The 17127-nt window shown below is 46.1% G+C and carries 15 protein-coding genes; 9 read left to right on the plus strand and 6 right to left on the minus strand.

From position 1 onward, the window contains the following. Window positions 1-91: 91 nt before the first annotated feature. The 9 genes from Cabys_RS03185 to Cabys_RS03225 all read left to right on the plus strand — a co-directional run bounded on the left by Cabys_RS03185 (window position 92) and on the right by Cabys_RS03225 (window position 9339). Entirely contained in the window at window positions 92-673 is a 582-nt protein-coding gene (locus Cabys_RS03185; RefSeq protein ID WP_006928696.1) for a TetR/AcrR family transcriptional regulator, read from the plus strand. A 431-nt stretch (window positions 674-1104) separates the two neighbouring features. Continuing rightward, window positions 1105-1698, plus strand: coding sequence for a TlpA family protein disulfide reductase (locus Cabys_RS03190; RefSeq protein WP_044281163.1), 594 nt, complete (start codon window positions 1105-1107; stop codon window positions 1696-1698). 21 nt (window positions 1699-1719) lie between these two features. Next, window positions 1720-2811 carry a GTP pyrophosphokinase gene (locus Cabys_RS03195; RefSeq protein WP_006928700.1) on the plus strand — a complete coding sequence of 364 codons (1092 nt, stop codon included), beginning with the start codon at window positions 1720-1722 and terminating at the stop codon, window positions 2809-2811. 7 nt (window positions 2812-2818) lie between these two features. Further along, entirely contained in the window at window positions 2819-3619 is an 801-nt protein-coding gene (locus Cabys_RS03200) for an MlaE family ABC transporter permease (RefSeq protein WP_006928702.1), read from the plus strand. A 10-nt stretch (window positions 3620-3629) separates the two neighbouring features. Continuing rightward, on the plus strand, window positions 3630-4355 hold the full coding sequence (locus Cabys_RS03205) for an ABC transporter ATP-binding protein (protein ID WP_006928704.1): 726 nt from the start codon (window positions 3630-3632) through the stop codon (window positions 4353-4355). A gap of 7 nt (window positions 4356-4362) precedes the next feature. Further along, complete coding sequence (locus tag Cabys_RS03210; RefSeq protein ID WP_006928707.1) at window positions 4363-5325, plus strand: MlaD family protein; 963 nt, start codon at window positions 4363-4365, stop codon at window positions 5323-5325. Between the two features lie 32 nt (window positions 5326-5357). Beyond that, a complete protein-coding gene (locus tag Cabys_RS03215) occupies window positions 5358-5720 on the plus strand; it encodes a hypothetical protein (protein WP_006928709.1) in 363 nt (120 codons plus the stop codon). 32 nt (window positions 5721-5752) lie between these two features. After that, window positions 5753-7111, plus strand: a complete 1359-nt coding sequence (locus Cabys_RS03220; RefSeq protein WP_006928710.1) for a DUF3943 domain-containing protein — start codon at window positions 5753-5755, stop codon at window positions 7109-7111. 38 nt (window positions 7112-7149) lie between these two features. Beyond that, entirely contained in the window at window positions 7150-9339 is a 2190-nt protein-coding gene (locus Cabys_RS03225) for a patatin-like phospholipase family protein (RefSeq protein ID WP_006928712.1), read from the plus strand. A gap of 114 nt (window positions 9340-9453) precedes the next feature. Here the strand turns inward: Cabys_RS03225 and Cabys_RS03230 are convergent, their stop codons facing one another. From Cabys_RS03230 to Cabys_RS03255, 6 genes are all read right to left on the minus strand, one after another. Next, entirely contained in the window at window positions 9454-11508 is a 2055-nt protein-coding gene (locus tag Cabys_RS03230) for a thioredoxin domain-containing protein (RefSeq protein ID WP_006928713.1), read from the minus strand. Between the two features lie 601 nt (window positions 11509-12109). After that, a complete protein-coding gene (locus Cabys_RS03235) occupies window positions 12110-13696 on the minus strand; it encodes an IS1182 family transposase (RefSeq protein WP_006928714.1) in 1587 nt (528 codons plus the stop codon). A gap of 195 nt (window positions 13697-13891) precedes the next feature. Further along, window positions 13892-14842, minus strand: a complete 951-nt coding sequence (locus Cabys_RS03240) for an L-lactate dehydrogenase (protein WP_006928715.1) — start codon at window positions 14840-14842, stop codon at window positions 13892-13894. Between the two features lie 91 nt (window positions 14843-14933). Further along, complete coding sequence (locus Cabys_RS03245) at window positions 14934-15794, minus strand: cell division protein FtsX (protein WP_006928716.1); 861 nt, start codon at window positions 15792-15794, stop codon at window positions 14934-14936. Beyond that, the gene (ftsE, locus tag Cabys_RS03250) at window positions 15791-16444 is read right to left on the minus strand and encodes a cell division ATP-binding protein FtsE (protein WP_006928717.1); all 654 of its coding nucleotides are present in this window, start codon (window positions 16442-16444) and stop codon (window positions 15791-15793) included. Before ftsE ends, Cabys_RS03245 begins: the two co-directional genes overlap by 4 nt. Next, window positions 16441-17103: a hypothetical protein gene (locus Cabys_RS03255; RefSeq protein ID WP_006928718.1), complete on the minus strand. Its 663-nt coding sequence runs from the start codon at window positions 17101-17103 to the stop codon at window positions 16441-16443. The genes ftsE and Cabys_RS03255 overlap by 4 nt, the downstream gene beginning before the upstream one ends. Between the last annotated feature and the right edge of the window lie 24 nt (window positions 17104-17127).

The following is a 17127-nucleotide window of genomic DNA, read 5'->3' on the forward strand; positions in this document are numbered from 1 at the left end:
CATTTACCGCAGAAGAATAAAAAAAATTGACATCGAACAAAGTAAAGCGTATTTTTGTTAGTGAACATTCACACACAAAGGAATTTTTATTATGGTGGCTTTTACGAAAAGACAGCGCGAAATCGTTAACACGGCCATTCAATTGATTGCAGAAAAAGGCATTCAGGAATTGACCATAAAAAATTTGTCGAAAAAAATCGGAATTGCCGAGTCGGCCATTTATCGACATTTTGATAGCAAGTTTGATATTTTGATTGGTATTTTGACCCTGTTTAAGGATAACATAAACACCCTGAACAGGCAAATTCTGGAGATGGATCTTTCGCCCCGGGCTAAATTAGAGGTCATGCTTGAGCGGCGTTTTAAATATTTTTCCGAGAAACCGACCGTTGCCGCGGTAATTTTTTCTGAAGAATTGTTTCGGAATGATTCCCGACTTTCGAAGGCGGTTTTTGAGATTATGCAAGAAAATCAGAATTCCATGATCGGAATTATTTCTGAGGGGCAGGCAAGGGGCGAATTTCGCAAAGAGGTTTCTGCGGAAGAATTGTCATTTATGATTATCGGAGCGGTTCGGCTGATTGTAACCAAATGGCGTATGACGGATTTTTCTTTTGATCTTGTGGAGGAAGGCCAAAAACTCTGGCAAACCATAAAAATCCTGATTACCTGATTGAAAAGAAGAGCAGCGAAAGCAAAAAATTCGGTATTCAGATTGAACGCAGCGATGCGTGGTAGCTTTTTTATTAGCGGAGGGGATATCGGTGGGGCCTTTTTCATCGAGAAAATTAAATTTCGATTAGAAGAAGGTTTTCCCCTCCTTAATTTTGAATTTTGCAGAAGTCTATTAATTCAACGGCAGACTTCGATGAGTAGTTTTTGGGTTTGCGGAGAAAGACGACGCAGATGACGAAAAATTTTACCTACTGCGCTGCGGAGTTCGACTGGTAGAAGCTGAAATGCATTGCGCAAGGGAAATTACGGATTTTGCGTTGTTTACCGATCGGCTTTGAATAGGCTGAACGTTTACGGGTGTGCGCAAATGTTGAAAAAAGTGAATTAAGGATAAAGGAAAATCGGATGAAGTCACAACTTGACAGATTAATGACGCGAATCGTACGGGCATCGGCATTGGTTGTTGTAAATCTACTGCTGATGGTTGTTTTTAGCTTTGCCGGGCAGGAAGGTAGAACGGTACCCCCTGATTCCGTCGTAGACTTTACTTTGAAAGATGCAAATAAAAAAGAATTTCGTCTGGCGGAGCACCTGGGACAAATTATGATCCTGTCTTTCATACCCAATACCAAAAACAAGACGCTGGGCGCGCGCTGGTTAGAAAATAGTCGTTTTTGTGTGCAGAAATTAAAAAGCAAATTCAACGGAGACATCATGGCCCTGGGTCTGAAAGAGATGACCGATTTTCCGATGTTTTTGCCCAGGTCCTTCATCAGAGCCAAATTGCGCAAGGAGCCGTTTCCTTACCTGATCGACTGGGAAGGCAAGGTGTTTGCGCAATTTGCCGTACAGAGCACACCCGTATTGATGGTCGTCGATGCCGGTGGAAAAATCGTTTACCGGCAGGAGCTTACTGCGGACACGGATCGGTTCAACGCGCTTTGTACGCAAATTGAAGCGCTGATCGAACAGCAGCAACGCTCAGAAAAAAAAGCAGCTTCTCGGGAAGAAGAAAACGAGTAATCCGAAGGCAGAGGAACAATCGTGAAAGTTTTTGAAATCATTGCAGAATACCAGAATCGCTACCCGTTGAACAAAGAATTTTCCGAAAAGCTAAAGCTGTTGTTCGAGCGTTTGCTCATTGCGCACAACATCAGTTTTTTGCAGATCGAAACGCGTGTGAAGTCGTTGCCCAGTTTTTTGGATAAAGTTTACCGCGTTCTTTCTGCGGGAAAGGAATTTTCTTACAATTGTACCGATCTGGTTGGCATTCGCCTTATTACCTACTATTTAGAAGATGTTTATCAGATTGGCGAGCTGATCGAGCAAACCTTTAAAGTGCATTACAAAAATCTTGAGTACGATTCTCTGAATCGTTCGCCGGATCAGTTTGGCTATTCTTCTTTGCATTTTAAAGTTTCGTTATCGCCAGAGTATAACTATCCGCTTGATGTACAAAAGTTCAAGAACAATGTGTTTGAAATTCAGATTCGTACGGTAGCGCAACATGCCTGGGCCACCATTGACCACAAGCTGCGTTACAAAACCACGGAAAAAATCCCCAAACTCATTTTGCGTCAGATTTTTCAATTAAGCGCTCTGTTCGAACTGGCCGATATTCAATTTTCAAACATTAAAAAACAGCTCGAAGCTCAGGCCTCTGATGATTTAAAACGCTACCAGGCCGGAGACCTTTCTGCAAAAATTAACGCCCTGACCCTTGGATATTTTTTGAAAACGCACCAGACAACCATTGATGTGCTGGTCAAAGAAGCAAAGAGAATCGGTTTTAATGAAACCTCCATCCAGCAGGACCCTAACACCATTCGTTACCTGTTGATCCTTTTTAAACGCCTGGGCATTGAATCCATGGCCGAACTGGAACAACTCTTTGACGAAGCGCTGCAAAAAAAGGAGATTATTCTCAAAAACATTTACCGGATTATTTCAAATTCCAGTTATGCGCCTATTGATTATCCGTTTCCGGTCATCTTGCTGATATTGATAACTTTAAGACTGAAAATCATCGATTTTGACGCCATTGATGTTCAGGAGATCATCTTGAAATTAATGGGTAATCCGGAAGCGTCACTTGATGTTCCACCTGCCGATCAGGCTCTGCCGATTCAACAGTGAGGTTAAGATGCGTGTATCCAGCATAATAGAAAATTTGCATTCTCTGTTTGTAAAATCGCTTTTTTTTGCTTTTTTCGCTGAAGTCAGGCGCCGCTTAAAATTTGCCTTTCGCGTACTTTCGTCCATGAACGCTGCTTTTCGTTACCGGCACGAAACCCTCTACCAGTTTTACGTGATGGGCGTTCAGGCGCTTTTTTTGGTTGTTTTAGCCACATCGTTTACCAGTATGGTCATGTCTTTTGAATACGGGAAAAAACTGGAGCCTTTTGGAGCCAAACTGCTTTTAGGGCGCATTATGGGCATTTCCATCATTCGCGAAATAGGCCCCATTGTAACGGGATTGATGATTGCTGGACGCACCGGCGCAAAAATTGTCTCCGAAATCGGTAATATGGTTTTGAGCCAGCAAACGGACGCGCTGCGGGCCTTTGGGCTTGATCCCATCAAACGTATTATTGTGCCGCGCGTTTTTGCCTCGGTTATGGTTATGATTCCTCTCACTGTGCTGGCTGATTCTGTGGGCATCATCGCCGGCTGGTTTGCGGCTGTGCGCTGGATTGGGGTGGACTCCGAGTTTTTCTGGCTTTCCATGCGCGGCGGATTGCTGGTAAAAGATTTGACGATAGGCCTGATTAAGCCGCCTTTTTATGGTTTGATTATTGGTTTGATCAGCAGTTACTATGGCTACACCATTCGCGGCGGCGCGGCAGGAATGGGGCGGGCCGCCACTCAGACGGTGGTCTTTGCCTCGGTCGGCGTTTTATTTATCGACTTTCTTTTAACGCGCATTATACTTTCACTTTACTGATTGAGGGAATATGGTTGAATTAGAAAAGGTATCGCTCACGCTGGGCAATCGTAAAATTTTAGACAACGTTTCCTTTCACATCAATCCGGGAGAGATTGTTTTACTCAGCGGCGACAGCGGAGTTGGCAAAAGTACGATCCTTAAATTGATTTTGGGATTGATTCGACCAACGGCGGGGAAGATTCACGTTCTGGGACATGACATTGGCGCCCTGAAGACCAGTGCGCTGATGCGCGTGCGTCAGCAGTGCGGGATTGTGTTTCAGGAGGGCGCATTGTTCGATTCGCTAACCGTGGAAGAAAACGTCAGTTTCTTTTTAAAAGAAGCGCTGCACCTGCCGCCGGATGAAATCAGAAAACGGGTTTCTGAAACGTTGAGCTATCTGGGCTTAATGGATTACCTTCATTACCTTCCGTCGCAATTGAGCGGCGGCATGAAAAAACGGGTGGCCATTGCCCGGGCCATTGTAACGCGCCCAAAGCTGTTGCTGTACGACGAGCCAACGGCCGGTCTGGACGCCCGCTCGGCAATTCGCGTGGTGGAGCTGATCCGTGACTTGCAAAAACAATTTAATGTAACATCGTTAATTGTTACGCATGAACTGCACTATTTTGTGCGTGTGATCGATAAAATTTTCCACCTGGAAAACGGACGGATTGAATTCGAAAAGTACAACGGCGCGGCGCTTTCTGCACTGCGGGAAAACAACTTTTTAAATCTTTTTGCACAGGAGTAAAACGTGTATGGAATCGCTGAGGCAAAATAACAATTTTAAAATTAGCGTTTATTTGATGGTTATGCTTTCGGCTGTTTTGCTGGGAATTATCTTTTACATTGTCGGATCAAATCAAAAGTTATTTGCCGATAAATATTCGCTGTACATGTTCAAGCCGCAGGCCGAATCGTTAGTGCCCGGAGCTTTTATTACCCTTTCCGGTTTAAAGGTCGGCGTGGTGGGCGAAATGAAATTGACCAACCGGGCTGAAAAGCCGGGCGTGCTTATTGAACTGAAAATTGACAAAAAATACCGGGAATTTATTACGCCTTCGTCGGTGGCGCAGATCAAGACCATGGGCATGTTAGGCGATCGTTACGTGGATATCTCGCTGGGTAAAGCCGCAGAAACGCCGCTGCGGGAAGGCGCGCTTATTGCCAGCAAAGATTCTCCCGATCTGGAGCAGGTTATGGTTGATGCGGCCGCTTCTGTGTCTCAGTTAAGGTCGGTGCTGAACAATGTGGATCTTTTGACGCGCCAGATGGTGGAGGGGCCGGGCACCATGGCTTCATTGATCAACGATGGCGCCATGGCCGGTGATCTGAAACAGAGCCTGAACAATCTAAAAGAGATCAGCGGCGCTGCAAATAACGGTCGCGGAAATGCCGCTCGTTTTTTAAACGATTCCACGCTGTACCAGTCGCTTTTAGCCACCGCAAGGCAATTGCAAAAAATAACGGCGCAAATTGCAGAAGGGCAGGGAACGTTGGGCAAAATGGTTTTTGATTCAAGCGCCGCTGGCCACCTGCAAAACGTTGTTCAGAAATCCGATTCCTTGCTTGATGCCCTGAACGGCAATGGAACGGTGGGCGCCTTGCTTAAAGACCGGGCTTATTACGAAGAATTATTTACTCTTACGCGCGAACTGCGTACCTTAATCGAAGACATTAAAAAACATCCAAAAAAATATGGTTCGTTTAGCATTTTTTAATTTGAACTCAATTAAATTAAGGAGGATAGATCATGAGCAAGCTTGTTTATTTACGCATAGTTGCGGTGGTGGCCGTGGTGATGGGCGCAATGGCCGTGATTGCCGGTGGGAAGGTGCTGGCTGGAATTTCACAACCCGATTACCACGTCCTTCCGTGGCTGGTGAAATACAATGTGCTGATGGGGGTGATATCTTTAATTACGGCCGGACTGTTGTGGTTTAAAAATTTCTGGGGAAAAATTGGCGCTGTGGTAATCACTGTTGGACACATTATTGTATTGCTATTGCTGCTGACAATTTTCAGCAACGAAGTAGCCCAACACAGCGTAAATGCCATGACAGTACGCGCGACAGTGTGGATTTTGCTGTTTGCCTTTGTCCGAAAAAATTTATGATTTTACATCGCAGCAAAAATGAGAAGTTCTTCATGAGTACACATAGTAGCGGCAGATTCAAACGAATGGTCATCTTACTCATCTTCCTGGTCGTTGGAACCAGCTTAAGGGCGCAGCCGAGTGCGCGCGATTCTGTAAAAACCAACTACTGGCTGCCGGCAGCAGAAACCGTTGGCTTAAACGTCATGGTCTGGTCGTTTGACCGCTATGTGCAACAAGTGGACTGGGCGCGGATTTCCTGGGAAAGCATGCGCAATAATTTGCGGCACGGTTTTGTGTGGGACGCCGATGGGTTTGAAACCAATCAGTTGTTTCATCCTTACAGCGGCGCGCTTTCTTTTACCATGGCCCGTTCTTCTGGTTTGGACTTCTGGAAATCGTTGCCTTATTCGTTTGGCGGCAGTTTGATGTGGGAACTGTTCATGGAAACCGAATATCCTTCCATGAACGATATCATTACCACGCCCATGAGCGGAATTGTGCTGGGCGAAATCAGTTACCGAGTTTCCAATTTGATCCTGACGACAGGCGAACGCGGATTCTGGCGTAATCTTGCTTCGGCTTTTATTTCGCCCTCTAACGCCTTTAATCGGTTGTTGCGCGGCGGAAGCCTTGCGCCCGACGCCAGGCGTCATCCTGAGGCTTATCGTGTGGATGTGGCGTTTGGGTTAAACGGGGTGTTCATCGATCAAAAGTTTTCGCAACGCGTGCCGCATGTTTACTTAAAGTATCGAATGGAGTACGGCGATCACACCCACCCTGGCAAAAACTACCGCCCGTTTGATTATTTTGTAACCGAAGCGGGCGCCAGCCTTTCCGACGCTAATAGCATTCTGGCAATTTTTGCCAACGGCATGCTTTTCGGTAAAAAGGTAGATTTATTCGGCGCGCGCCAGGCTACCATTGGCCTGTTCAAAAATTTTAGCTTTCTTAATAACCGCGTTTACAAAATTTCGTCCAGCAGCGTGGGGGGCGCCCTGTTAACGCGCCACACTTTTGCAGATCGCAGCGCATGGAACAATACACTCATTGTCTCGGCGATTGTCATGGGCGGCGTGAATTCGCTTTACGCCATGGAGGTTGGGCGCGATTACAACCTGGGGCCGGGAATGAGCGTTAAGTACGAATCGTTCTACAGCATAAGGCAATCGGTTCAGTTTTACCTGCGCTACAAACACTACTGGATTCATCCCTTAAGCGGTGCAAAGGGCAATGAATATGTGGATATCCTGATGATGGGGGCGCGTGTATTTTTAAGCCAGAGACAAAGCCTGAACCTGGAATTCATCGAATACGACCGCTGGTCCCATTACCGCGATTATCCCAATTTGAAAGAAAACAATTTTGCCGTGCGCGTTTATTATTCATTTATTTTCGGAAAGCCCCGGTAAGTAACGGAGAAATTTAAAAAACCAGAGAGAGCAGAGCCATGGAATTAATAAAAAAAGTATTTACACCCGTATCGGCCACGCATTTAAAATATTTAAGCGGGATGCTGGCCCTTGTGCTGTGGCTTGGCATCCCCCTGTATGCCCAGAAACCTTTAAAAGTGGGGCTGGCTTTAAGCGGCGGCGGCGCACGCGGCATTGCCCATATTGGCGTAATTATGGCTCTGGAAGAAAACAACATCCCCATCGATCTTATCGCCGGAACCAGTATGGGCAGTATTGTGGGCGGGCTTTATGCCTGCGGATTTTCGGGCCATGAGATGCGCGATATCGTGCACCAGTTAGACTGGAATTCTATTTTTAATCAAGAACCGGATCCCAAACGCGTACTGGTTAGCAAACGCTATGGCATGCTGGAGCCGCTTTTACGCTTACGTTTTAAATTCTGGGATATTTACCTGCCATTCGGTCTGAATAACGGGCAGCGCATTAGCGAAGAGCTGTTTGCCTTAACTGCGGAGGCTAACTTTGCCGCGCAAAACAATTTTGACAGCCTGGTCGTTCCCCTGCGTGTAACGGCGGTGGATATTGCCACGGCTGAACTTCTGGCGCTGGGGCGGGGCGAACTGTCGCAGGCCATTCACGCCAGTATGTCCATTCCGCTGGTTTTTGCGCCGGCGCGCGTGGACGACCGCATGCTGGTGGACGGCGGCGTGCTGGACATGCTGCCCACCGATATCGCCAAACAGATGGGAGCTGATATTATTATTGCCTCCGATCTGGAGGATCTTTTTCCTCTGGGCAAAGAACCCAAGCATTTTGCCGATGTGGCCTCACACACGCTGGATATTACTATTCGCGAGCTGAAAAAGAAGAATCTGAAACTGGCCGATGTGCTCATCGAGCCGGATCTGGGTAACCACCGTTCTTCCGACTACAGCAAACTGGATTCTTTAATTCAGGCCGGTTATGAGGCGGCCATGGCTAAAATGGTTGAAATCAAAAAAATGGTGCCTGCGGATTACCGCTCGGGTTCGAAAGGTAAAAGAAAGCTGGATCGCGGTTTGTTGAACCATGCGCGGATTGAATGGATTCAGGTTAAAGGCAGGGACAGAGTGCGGCTTTCGGTCATCGCCGGAGAATTTCCGTTAAAAAAAGGCGATCGTTTTGATAAAGTTAAGGCCCTGAATGGTGTAAAAAATATTTATGCCACCGGTCTATTTGAAAATGTGTGGCTGGAACTCAAAGCGCTCTCAAAAGAATCGGTGGGCGTTACCATTCATGTTATTGAAAAATATCCGCGAACCATCGGGTTTGGGCTTAATTACCGCTCTGAGGAAGGTTTGAGCGGTTTTGTGCAGATCGTGCATTTTAATTTTCTGGGCTGGGGCGAGCGCTTTATGCCGCTGGTGCGCTTTGGCGACTGGCATAATCGTGTAGGAATCGAAGTCATTAATGACCGTTTTTTTGCCACGCCTTTAGTGGTGCATAACGGTATTTATTACGAGCGCGATCGACCCATTGTTTATGCGAAAGGGGGCCGACAGTTAAGCCATCTGGAAACAGAACGCGCGGTGGCTCAGTTTTCTGCGGGCATCCAGCCCAATCATTATTTGCTTTTTACCGCCGGATTGCGCCGTGAACGGGTGTGGCTCGAACAGAATCCGGTTTTAAGGCTTACCAATCAAACGTCGGACTACTGGGGTGTCTATGCTAAAATGGTTTTCGATAACACCAACGACCGTTATTTTCCAACCTCAGGCATCCGTTTGATTTTAGACGCCGTATCAGTCAGCGGTTTACAGAGTTCTGTCGGAGAAACTTTTGCTAAATTCTGCGGACGATTTAACGCCAATCTGACGGTTTTGAAACGCCACACTTTGGGGCTGGACCTTATGGCTGCCGGCTCGGCGGATGACTTGCCGGTTTACGAAAACTTTCGTCTGGGCGGTCCGGACGATCTGGCCGCCTTTCATCGGGAGGAACGCTGGGGGAAGTTTGCCTGGTATGTACGTCTAAACTACCGTTACAGGCTTGGCAAACGCTGGTATTTGAACACTGCGGGAAGCGTTGGCCAGGTGGCGCAAAATGCATTGCGGCTGGATGTCCCCTTGCGTACGGCTCTGGTGGGAGTGGCTGCCGATACGCCTGTGGGCCCTTTTAGAATTGGCTACGGCTGGAACAACGAAGCCCGCGAGCAACTTTACTTTTCTTTTGGATATGCCTTTTAAATCCAGGACGAAGCATAGACGGCACTATCCGCTAAAAAACATCCCGGCTCATTGTGCACTGCTGCCGGCAATATTCTTTCGCTTTTTAGTGAAAACGCCGTTTTCTGACAAAGCTTAATTCTTTTCCAGAATTTGTTTTAATCCGTCCACCGTTGTAACGGGTAACGAGCAGCTTTGCCCGTGGCAAACAAAGGCGGTGGTTTTGCCCTCCATGGATTCGCGTCCCTGCAGCAGAGGGCGTCCCATGGAAGCCTTTGAGCTAGCCGTTTGTACCAGAACCACCTTATTGGGCAAATACCGGCTAAAAATCAGTTTCTGAAAGGCGTCAAATCGTTGCTGATCCTTTTTTAAGATTAAAATCTCCAGCGGTTGCGACAGATAAAAGTCCAGCGCGTTTAAAAAACTGGCAAAAGCATAGGGATTTTCCAGCGCTTTCTGGCCGTATTTGCGCATCAACTGTTCGGCGGTTTGAAGATAAAGTTGTTCGCCAGTAAAATGAAACAAACGCAATTGATTGTGCAGCATTACGGCCGTGGGCGAAGGCTGTGATGCGTCGGTTTCGCTTTTGAAATGGCGCTTGGCCTGGTCTTTGCCGGTTGCTTCAAAAAAATAGCCGCCGTGGCGTTTATCCCAGAAAAGGTCGTTGGCGCGCCGCGTGAGCTCCACCGCCATTTGCAGGTAGTGTTCGTCAAAAAGAGCTTCGTAAGCATCCAGCAACCCCTGAATCAAATAAGCGTAATCATCCACAAAGGCGTCAATTTTGCTCTGACCTTTACTGTAAACGTGCAGCAAACGTCCGCTTTGGTACAGGTTGCGGCGCACAAAGTCGATGTTTTTATCGATAACTGCGGCGTAGGTGGGATTTAGAGTGACCTGGTAGGCCGCGGCAAAGGCGCTGAGCATCAAACCGTTCCAGGAGGTCAGCGCTTTGTAGTCCAGGCCGGGACGGATGCGTTGTTCACGCTCGGCAAGCATTTTTTTTCGGGCCTGCCTGATCAGGGCTTCAATTTCTTCCGGCGTTTTTTTAAATTCAGCGGCCAGTTCATCAAAGCTTTTACTAACGAACAGAATGTTGCTGCCTTCAAAATTCCCACCATCGGTTACGCCAAAACGCGCACAAAAAAGACGACCCGTTTCATCGCCCAGAATTTTTAAAATTTCATCTTTTGACCACAGGTAAAATTTACCCTCCTGGCCTTCGCTGTCGGCGTCCAGACTGGAGTAAAAACCGCCGTCGGGGTCGGTTAATTCTCGCCGAACAAATTCCAGTGTTTCGCGGGCAATTTGCAGGTAAAAGGGATTCTGCGTAAGTCGGTAGGCATCGATGTACAGGCTGGCGAGCTGGGCGTTGTCGTAAAGCATTTTTTCAAAATGGGGTACGCGCCATTTTTCATCGACGGCGTACCGGGCAAATCCGCCGCCCAGTTGATCGTAAATGCCGCCGTTGGCCATGCGCTGCAGGGTGTGCTCCGCCATGCGTAAGAATTGTTTGTCTCCATGGTGAGCGAATTTTCGCAAAAAGAGGGAAAAGACCTGAACCGCCGGAAATTTAGGGGCCTGTCCCATTCCGCCGTTTAGCGCGTCGTAAAACTGAGTAAGCCGTTGCACTGCCTGGTTCCAGGCCTCGGTATCGGGAATGTGGCGGCCTTTAATTTCGCGCCGTTGCCGGGCCATAATCTCACGAATTTTGTCCAGATTCTCTTCAAGTTGCTGGCGATTTTTGTGATAATATTCGGAAACCATGACCAGGAGTTTTTTAAAGGCGGGTTTTCCGTAGCGATCTTCAGGAGGGAAATAGGTTCCTCCGTAAAAAGGTTCGCCATCGGGCGTTAAAAAGACGGTTAACGGCCATCCGCCTGATCCGGTGAGCGTTTGCACAAATTCCATGTAATGCTGATCGATGTCCGGCCGCTCTTCCCGATCGACTTTAATGTTAACGAACAGTCGATTCATCAACTGCGCGGTTTCTTCGTCTTCAAAGGATTCTTTTTCCATCACGTGGCACCAGTGGCAGGCCGAATAACCGATGCTCAACAAAATGGGTTTGTTTTGTTCTCTGGCAAGAGAAAGCGCTTCGCCTCCCCAGGGATACCAGTCCACAGGATTATGCGCGTGTTGTTGTAAATATGGGCTGGTTTCGTCAATTAAACGATTGGTGTATTTATGCATTGAAAAATCTCCGTTACAATTTAAAATGAAAATGAAGGGGATGTTCATTAAAATGAATTTCATACAATCCTTTCGGATTACGATTCCTGATCCTATTCCGCACGCAGCAGGAATGATTTCTTCTTTTTAATAGCGGCTGCAAATTACTGCGCCGCTGTAATAATCGACTATCACTTTTATTGATTCTTTAAATTAAACTTAATAATGTAATACTCAAATTTTCTTTTTAAAATTCCGCAACGTTACATGCGTAGTGAAAAATGCTTTAAAAAGGGTAGGATGTTGCAATACAACTTTAAATTACGAATGACGAATTACGAATGACGAATTATCGAAAGATGATGTGATAAAATGTAAAAAATTTGAATCAATCAATCATACACAAGGCGTGTAAAGATGATTAAAAATAGAAAAATCTGAGTGAAAGCAAGCGTTATTTTCCAACGGTGGGCAGGTTAACCGTGCAGAAGCCACGACTTTACTCTGAAAAGCATAAAACGTTGAAACGGTTTCGCCTTCATTCCTGGGTGCGCCTCTTTGTTTTGTCAATTTGAGGGTCCCGCCCCTGAGGCTGTTGCATGGGGGGGGGAGGAATTAATGTTTATATTCTCCGATATTGATAATTTTTTCTCATTCTTAAACGTTGGGCAAAATATAGAATTAAAAACGCCAAAATATTCTTTGAAAATAAAATTAATAGATCATCTTTTTCTTGTGATGCTGTTATAAACGCTGCTAAACGTTTCCCTAACATATTTTTAAATAGAACATTAATATTATGCCCAATACACATTAACGTAAATTCACTACGAACATTATTAAGACCAGATAAGGAAAATCCACGATAGCCTAAATTATGCTTCAAATTACCAAAAACAGGTTCAACTGTCGCCGAACGCTTCTTTAGTCGTTCCTGCGCCGCTGAAGTTTGTAACTTTTTCGCCATACGTTCGCAATAACTCTCATTAACTGAACGATGGATTTGCTTAACTTTCTTTTTACTGGAAATGCATAAATTAATTAAGGGACAGTCCTGACAATCATTGGAACGATATACGATCCGTTCGCTATTCCTCTCAACTGGAAAAAGCTTCTTACCCGCCGGACATTCATAGTAATCTCCCTGTTCATGATACACAAAATCACTTCGTTTTAGTTTTCTTTCTTCTTTTTGCAATTCTTCCTTGGAGGTCGGTGTCTCCTTTATCGAACGATTGGATAACTGGGGATCGGCTATTACGGCATCGATCTGCTTTTCTTCCAATTCTTTTAGGTCTGCGCTATTGTGATAACCGGAATCGGCTGTGTAAGATCGCTTATCATCTGAACCAAGATTCTTCTCTACTTGTTCTTGGATCGGTATGAATTGACCCTGGTCGTTGGGCTGGCTTACGACTTCATGAGCTACTATTAAATGACTGGACATATCTACGCCTAATTGTGCGTTATAACCCGGTCCATCCACCGAAGGCATCATGCGGGCATCCGGCTCTTTTACATTTATTTGATGTCTTGAACGATGTTCTGATTTGAGCTGTTTCTTACGCTCTTTCAATTGGGCTTTACGTTCTAATATCTCTTTCTCTAAGCGCTCAAGCCGTTCTTTCTCCGCTCGAAGAGTTTCTAAATCTAATTCATCCGTGGCCCCCTGTTCTACAAAATTACAGCGCTGCATGTATTGCTTGATCTCTGCTCTTAACTTCTCTATACGTTTGTCTAATTGATCCTCAGTGTAGCCATGACGCTTACTGCTGTGCGCTTTGATTTTCGTGCCATCTATGGCTATCTGGTTGAAACTACTTATGCCTTCGGCCTGGGCAATTAAAAGTATCTCTACAAAATATTGGTCTAATAAATCCAAATGAGCCTTGCGAAAACGACTTAATGTACTATGATCTGGATGCTGATTCCCAGTGATATAAATGTAGCGCGTATCATATTTACACAATTCCTCCAGCTTACGGGTGCTGGTAATGCCGTTACTATAAGCATAAAACCATAAGGCAAGCATCATGTCTGGGGCATAAGAATCACCGCCTTGCGAACTATAACGGGAATAAAGTGCACTTAAATCAAGGCGCGAAACCAACTCCACTACAAATCGACTCTTTGGATCGTCTCTGGCAAAATCTTCCACACTATAGCCAAAGAGATTCATTTGTGAGCGATTATAAGTAATAAAACTCATGGAATTCCTTTGTTATTACTTGTTTTATCTGTCGCCCAGAATTTACAAATTTTTTGAATTTTACTCAAACTGAATTTGCAACAGCCTCCCCTGCGGGAGACGAGAAATCTTTCTTTTGCTGTGTTTAGAGAAGATTTCTCCTCATCCGCCGGGGCGGATTCGTCGAAATGACAGGGGAGGGCACAGATTTTTCCCTCACGAGGCGCCGTTTTTAAAATCATCCAGAAATTTTTTAATGATCGATGCGCTTTGTTTCAATGCCTTGCGTTCTTCCTGGCTCAGCTTTAAAGGCAGGGGCATCATCCTTTTTTTTCCGTGAATCAGATGGGGCATGGAGAGCGTGACATCCGCAATGCCTTCTACCTCTTTTAACGGTTTGCAGATGGTTAAAATGGCTTTTTGACCATGAGCCACCACATCCACAATATTGGCCACGGCCGCGCCGATGCCGTAGTAAGTGGCGCCCTTACCTTCAATAATCACATAAGCGGCCCGACGTACCTGTTCGTCAATTTGCTCTTTATCGGCGTCGGTAAAGGTGAGCTTTTGGGCAGCCACAAAATCATCTAATTGCAATCCGCCAATATCAACAATAGACCAGGTCAACACTTCCGAATCGCCGTGCTCGCCAATGACGTAGCCGTGCACATGCTGCGGAGCGACGCCAAGCTTTGCGCTTAACAAAGAACGAAAGCGGGCGGTGTCAAGTGTGGTTCCGCTGCCAAAGACAAGGTGTCCGTTGTAGCCCAGCTCTTCGGCCAGCTTGGCCGCTAAATGTGTCATCACGTCCACCGGATTGGTGGTCATTAAGATCATGGCCTCCGGAGCGTTTTCCAGAAGAGGCGGTAAAATCTGGCGTAAAACCGCTTCGTTTCTGCCCAGAAGCTGCAAACGCGTTTCGCCGGGCTTTTGATTAACGCCGGCGGCAATGATCACCAGTTCCGCACCTTTAAGATCGGAATAGTCGCCTGCGTAAATATCGATGGCGTGCGAAAAAGGGATGGCATGACTGATGTCTGCGGCTTCGGCCACGGCGCGCTGGTGATTTTTATCTATTAAAACGATTTCAGTGGCGGCTTTTTTGAACAACACCGCATAGGCAACGGTGGAACCAACATAGCCACAACCGATGATTCCTATCTTCATAATTTCCCCCTTATTTTATTTTTGAACATTTAAAATAGATTTTCAACAAATTTTTGTCAAATGGATGTTGGCACAGGCAATGCGGTAAGAATCACAGCAGGCTGTCCAGATGTTTGTTAATGCTAACCTGGCTGGAAATAAATCCCACCGTTACGCCAAGCGCTAAAAGAATTCCGTAAATGACGTCGGGCATGTACATTTGTGGGTAAATAAAACTGCGAATCAAATAAACAGCTGCCCAAAGAGCGCCGTCGGCCAACATGCCGCCAACCAATCCGTAAAACAGGCCCTCAACTAAAAACGGCCGACGAATAAAGGCGCGCGTGGCGCCTACCAGCTTCATAATTTCAATAATCTCTTTTCGGGCGTAAATAATCAGGCGGATGGAATTGTGAATTAGAATGATAATGATGACGATTAAAACCAGGCCCAGGCCGCCAAGGATTAAATAAATAATGGTGGTGTAACGATCGATCAGAGCCAGCGCGCCGGAGGCGTAAACCACTTCCGTTACGCCTTCGATTTTTTCGATGTTCCGGGAGATGGAGCGGATGGCCTGCGCATTGCGGTGGGCGGGACTTAAATGCAAAACAAAAGAAGGAGGAAGGGGGTTGGCGCCCAGCACCGCTTCCACATCCTGCCCGAATTCCTTTTTAAAGCGTTCTGCCGCCGCTTTTTTTGAAATGAACTTAATTTGTTCAATCCCCGGCAGCGCTTTTAATTGCCCGGCAATTTTTTGGGCTCGGGCTTCACTGATCAGCGGTTCCAGAAAGACTTCGATTTCGATGCTTTTACGTTTTTCGCCCACCCAGCGATCGATATTGATAAACAGGGCGATAAAAAAGCCGATGAGCACCAGAGCCAGGGTAACCGTGGTAATCGTTAAAAAAGTTGCCAGCCGCGCTCTGCCCAGTCCTTTAAGTCCTTCTTTGACGGTAAACATAAAACTCATTCGTCAACCAGTCTCCCGTTTTCAATTCGAATTACGCGATGCGGAAATCGTTCAATAAGAGATTGATCGTGTGTGGCCATCAACACCGCCGTGCCCTGACGGTTAATGCGTTCCAGTATTTCCATAATTTCCATGGAGATTTGCATGTCCAGATTGCCGGTCGGTTCATCAGCCAGAACGATGAACGGTTCGTTGACAATGGCCCGGGCAATGGCCACACGCTGTTGTTCGCCGCCGGAGAGTTTTTCCGGCAACAAATTACGACGATGGGCGATGTTTACTTCGCTGAGAACGCGCAAAACGCGACGTTTTATGGCCGAACCTTTAACGCCGGCCACGCGCAGGGCAAAGGCAACATTTTCGTAAACGTTACGATCCTGCAAAAGTTTAAAATCCTGGAAAATCACGCCTAATTCTCTGCGCAGGTAAGGGATTTCGTGGTCTTTGATCTTTGCCGAAGAATGATTGCCCACAATGACCATGCCCTCGTCGGGGAATAGGTCCATGTAAATTAAACGCAGCACGGTCGATTTCCCGGCGCCGCTGGGGCCTACAATGTAGGCAAATTCTCCTTTAAAAAGTCGGAAAGAGATGTCTTTTAAGATTTCCTTCTGGCCGATCCTTAAGGTAACATTGTAAAATTCAATCATTCAGGCTTGGACCTTTTTCCTTTAAATTTGCGGTGCAGAATTTCAAACTCATCAATCAATTTTCTAAATTCGGCCGATTCGTCCAGTTCTTTGTCGTCGATATCACTATTAAAAATTTTAGTGATGCAATCTTCAAAAATTTCGTACTTTTTTTGCTCGGGCTGACCTTCGGCCAGTGAACGCGCCTGCATAACATAAAGACGGATGATTAAATTATCAATCTTTTTTAGGGGACTTTCCCGTAAAATTCCCTCCTTGATAAGCTGGCGCGCTTCAAAAAGCAGAGCAAGCTTGCGATTAATATCTTCGCTCTGGTGGTACTGTTTTAAGAGACCGTTTAATTTTTCCTGATAAATCGCCTGAATTTGCTGTAATCGCCAGTCGTTAAGATCTTTGAGCAATTTTTCGCACTTTACTTTTTCGGCCGGTTTTTTGGCCACGTTTTGCGCTTTTTTAAGGGTGTCGAGAATCAGGTTGTAGCGACGCTGAACATTTTCCAGCTCGAGTCTGCCCAGAGGCTGACTCATATCTTCAATGGCCAGATGCGTAAGCACCCGGAATAAAGCCAGGCGGTTTTTCTCTTTTGCTTTTAAGATAAAGTATGCCGCCACAAGGATTACAACAAAAAAGCCGGCCGCCCATCCCACCATACTTATCATTATTATGCCCGTAATTTTTATGTG

Source organism: Caldithrix abyssi DSM 13497, from assembly GCF_001886815.1.
GTDB lineage: Bacteria > Calditrichota > Calditrichia > Calditrichales > Calditrichaceae > Caldithrix > Caldithrix abyssi.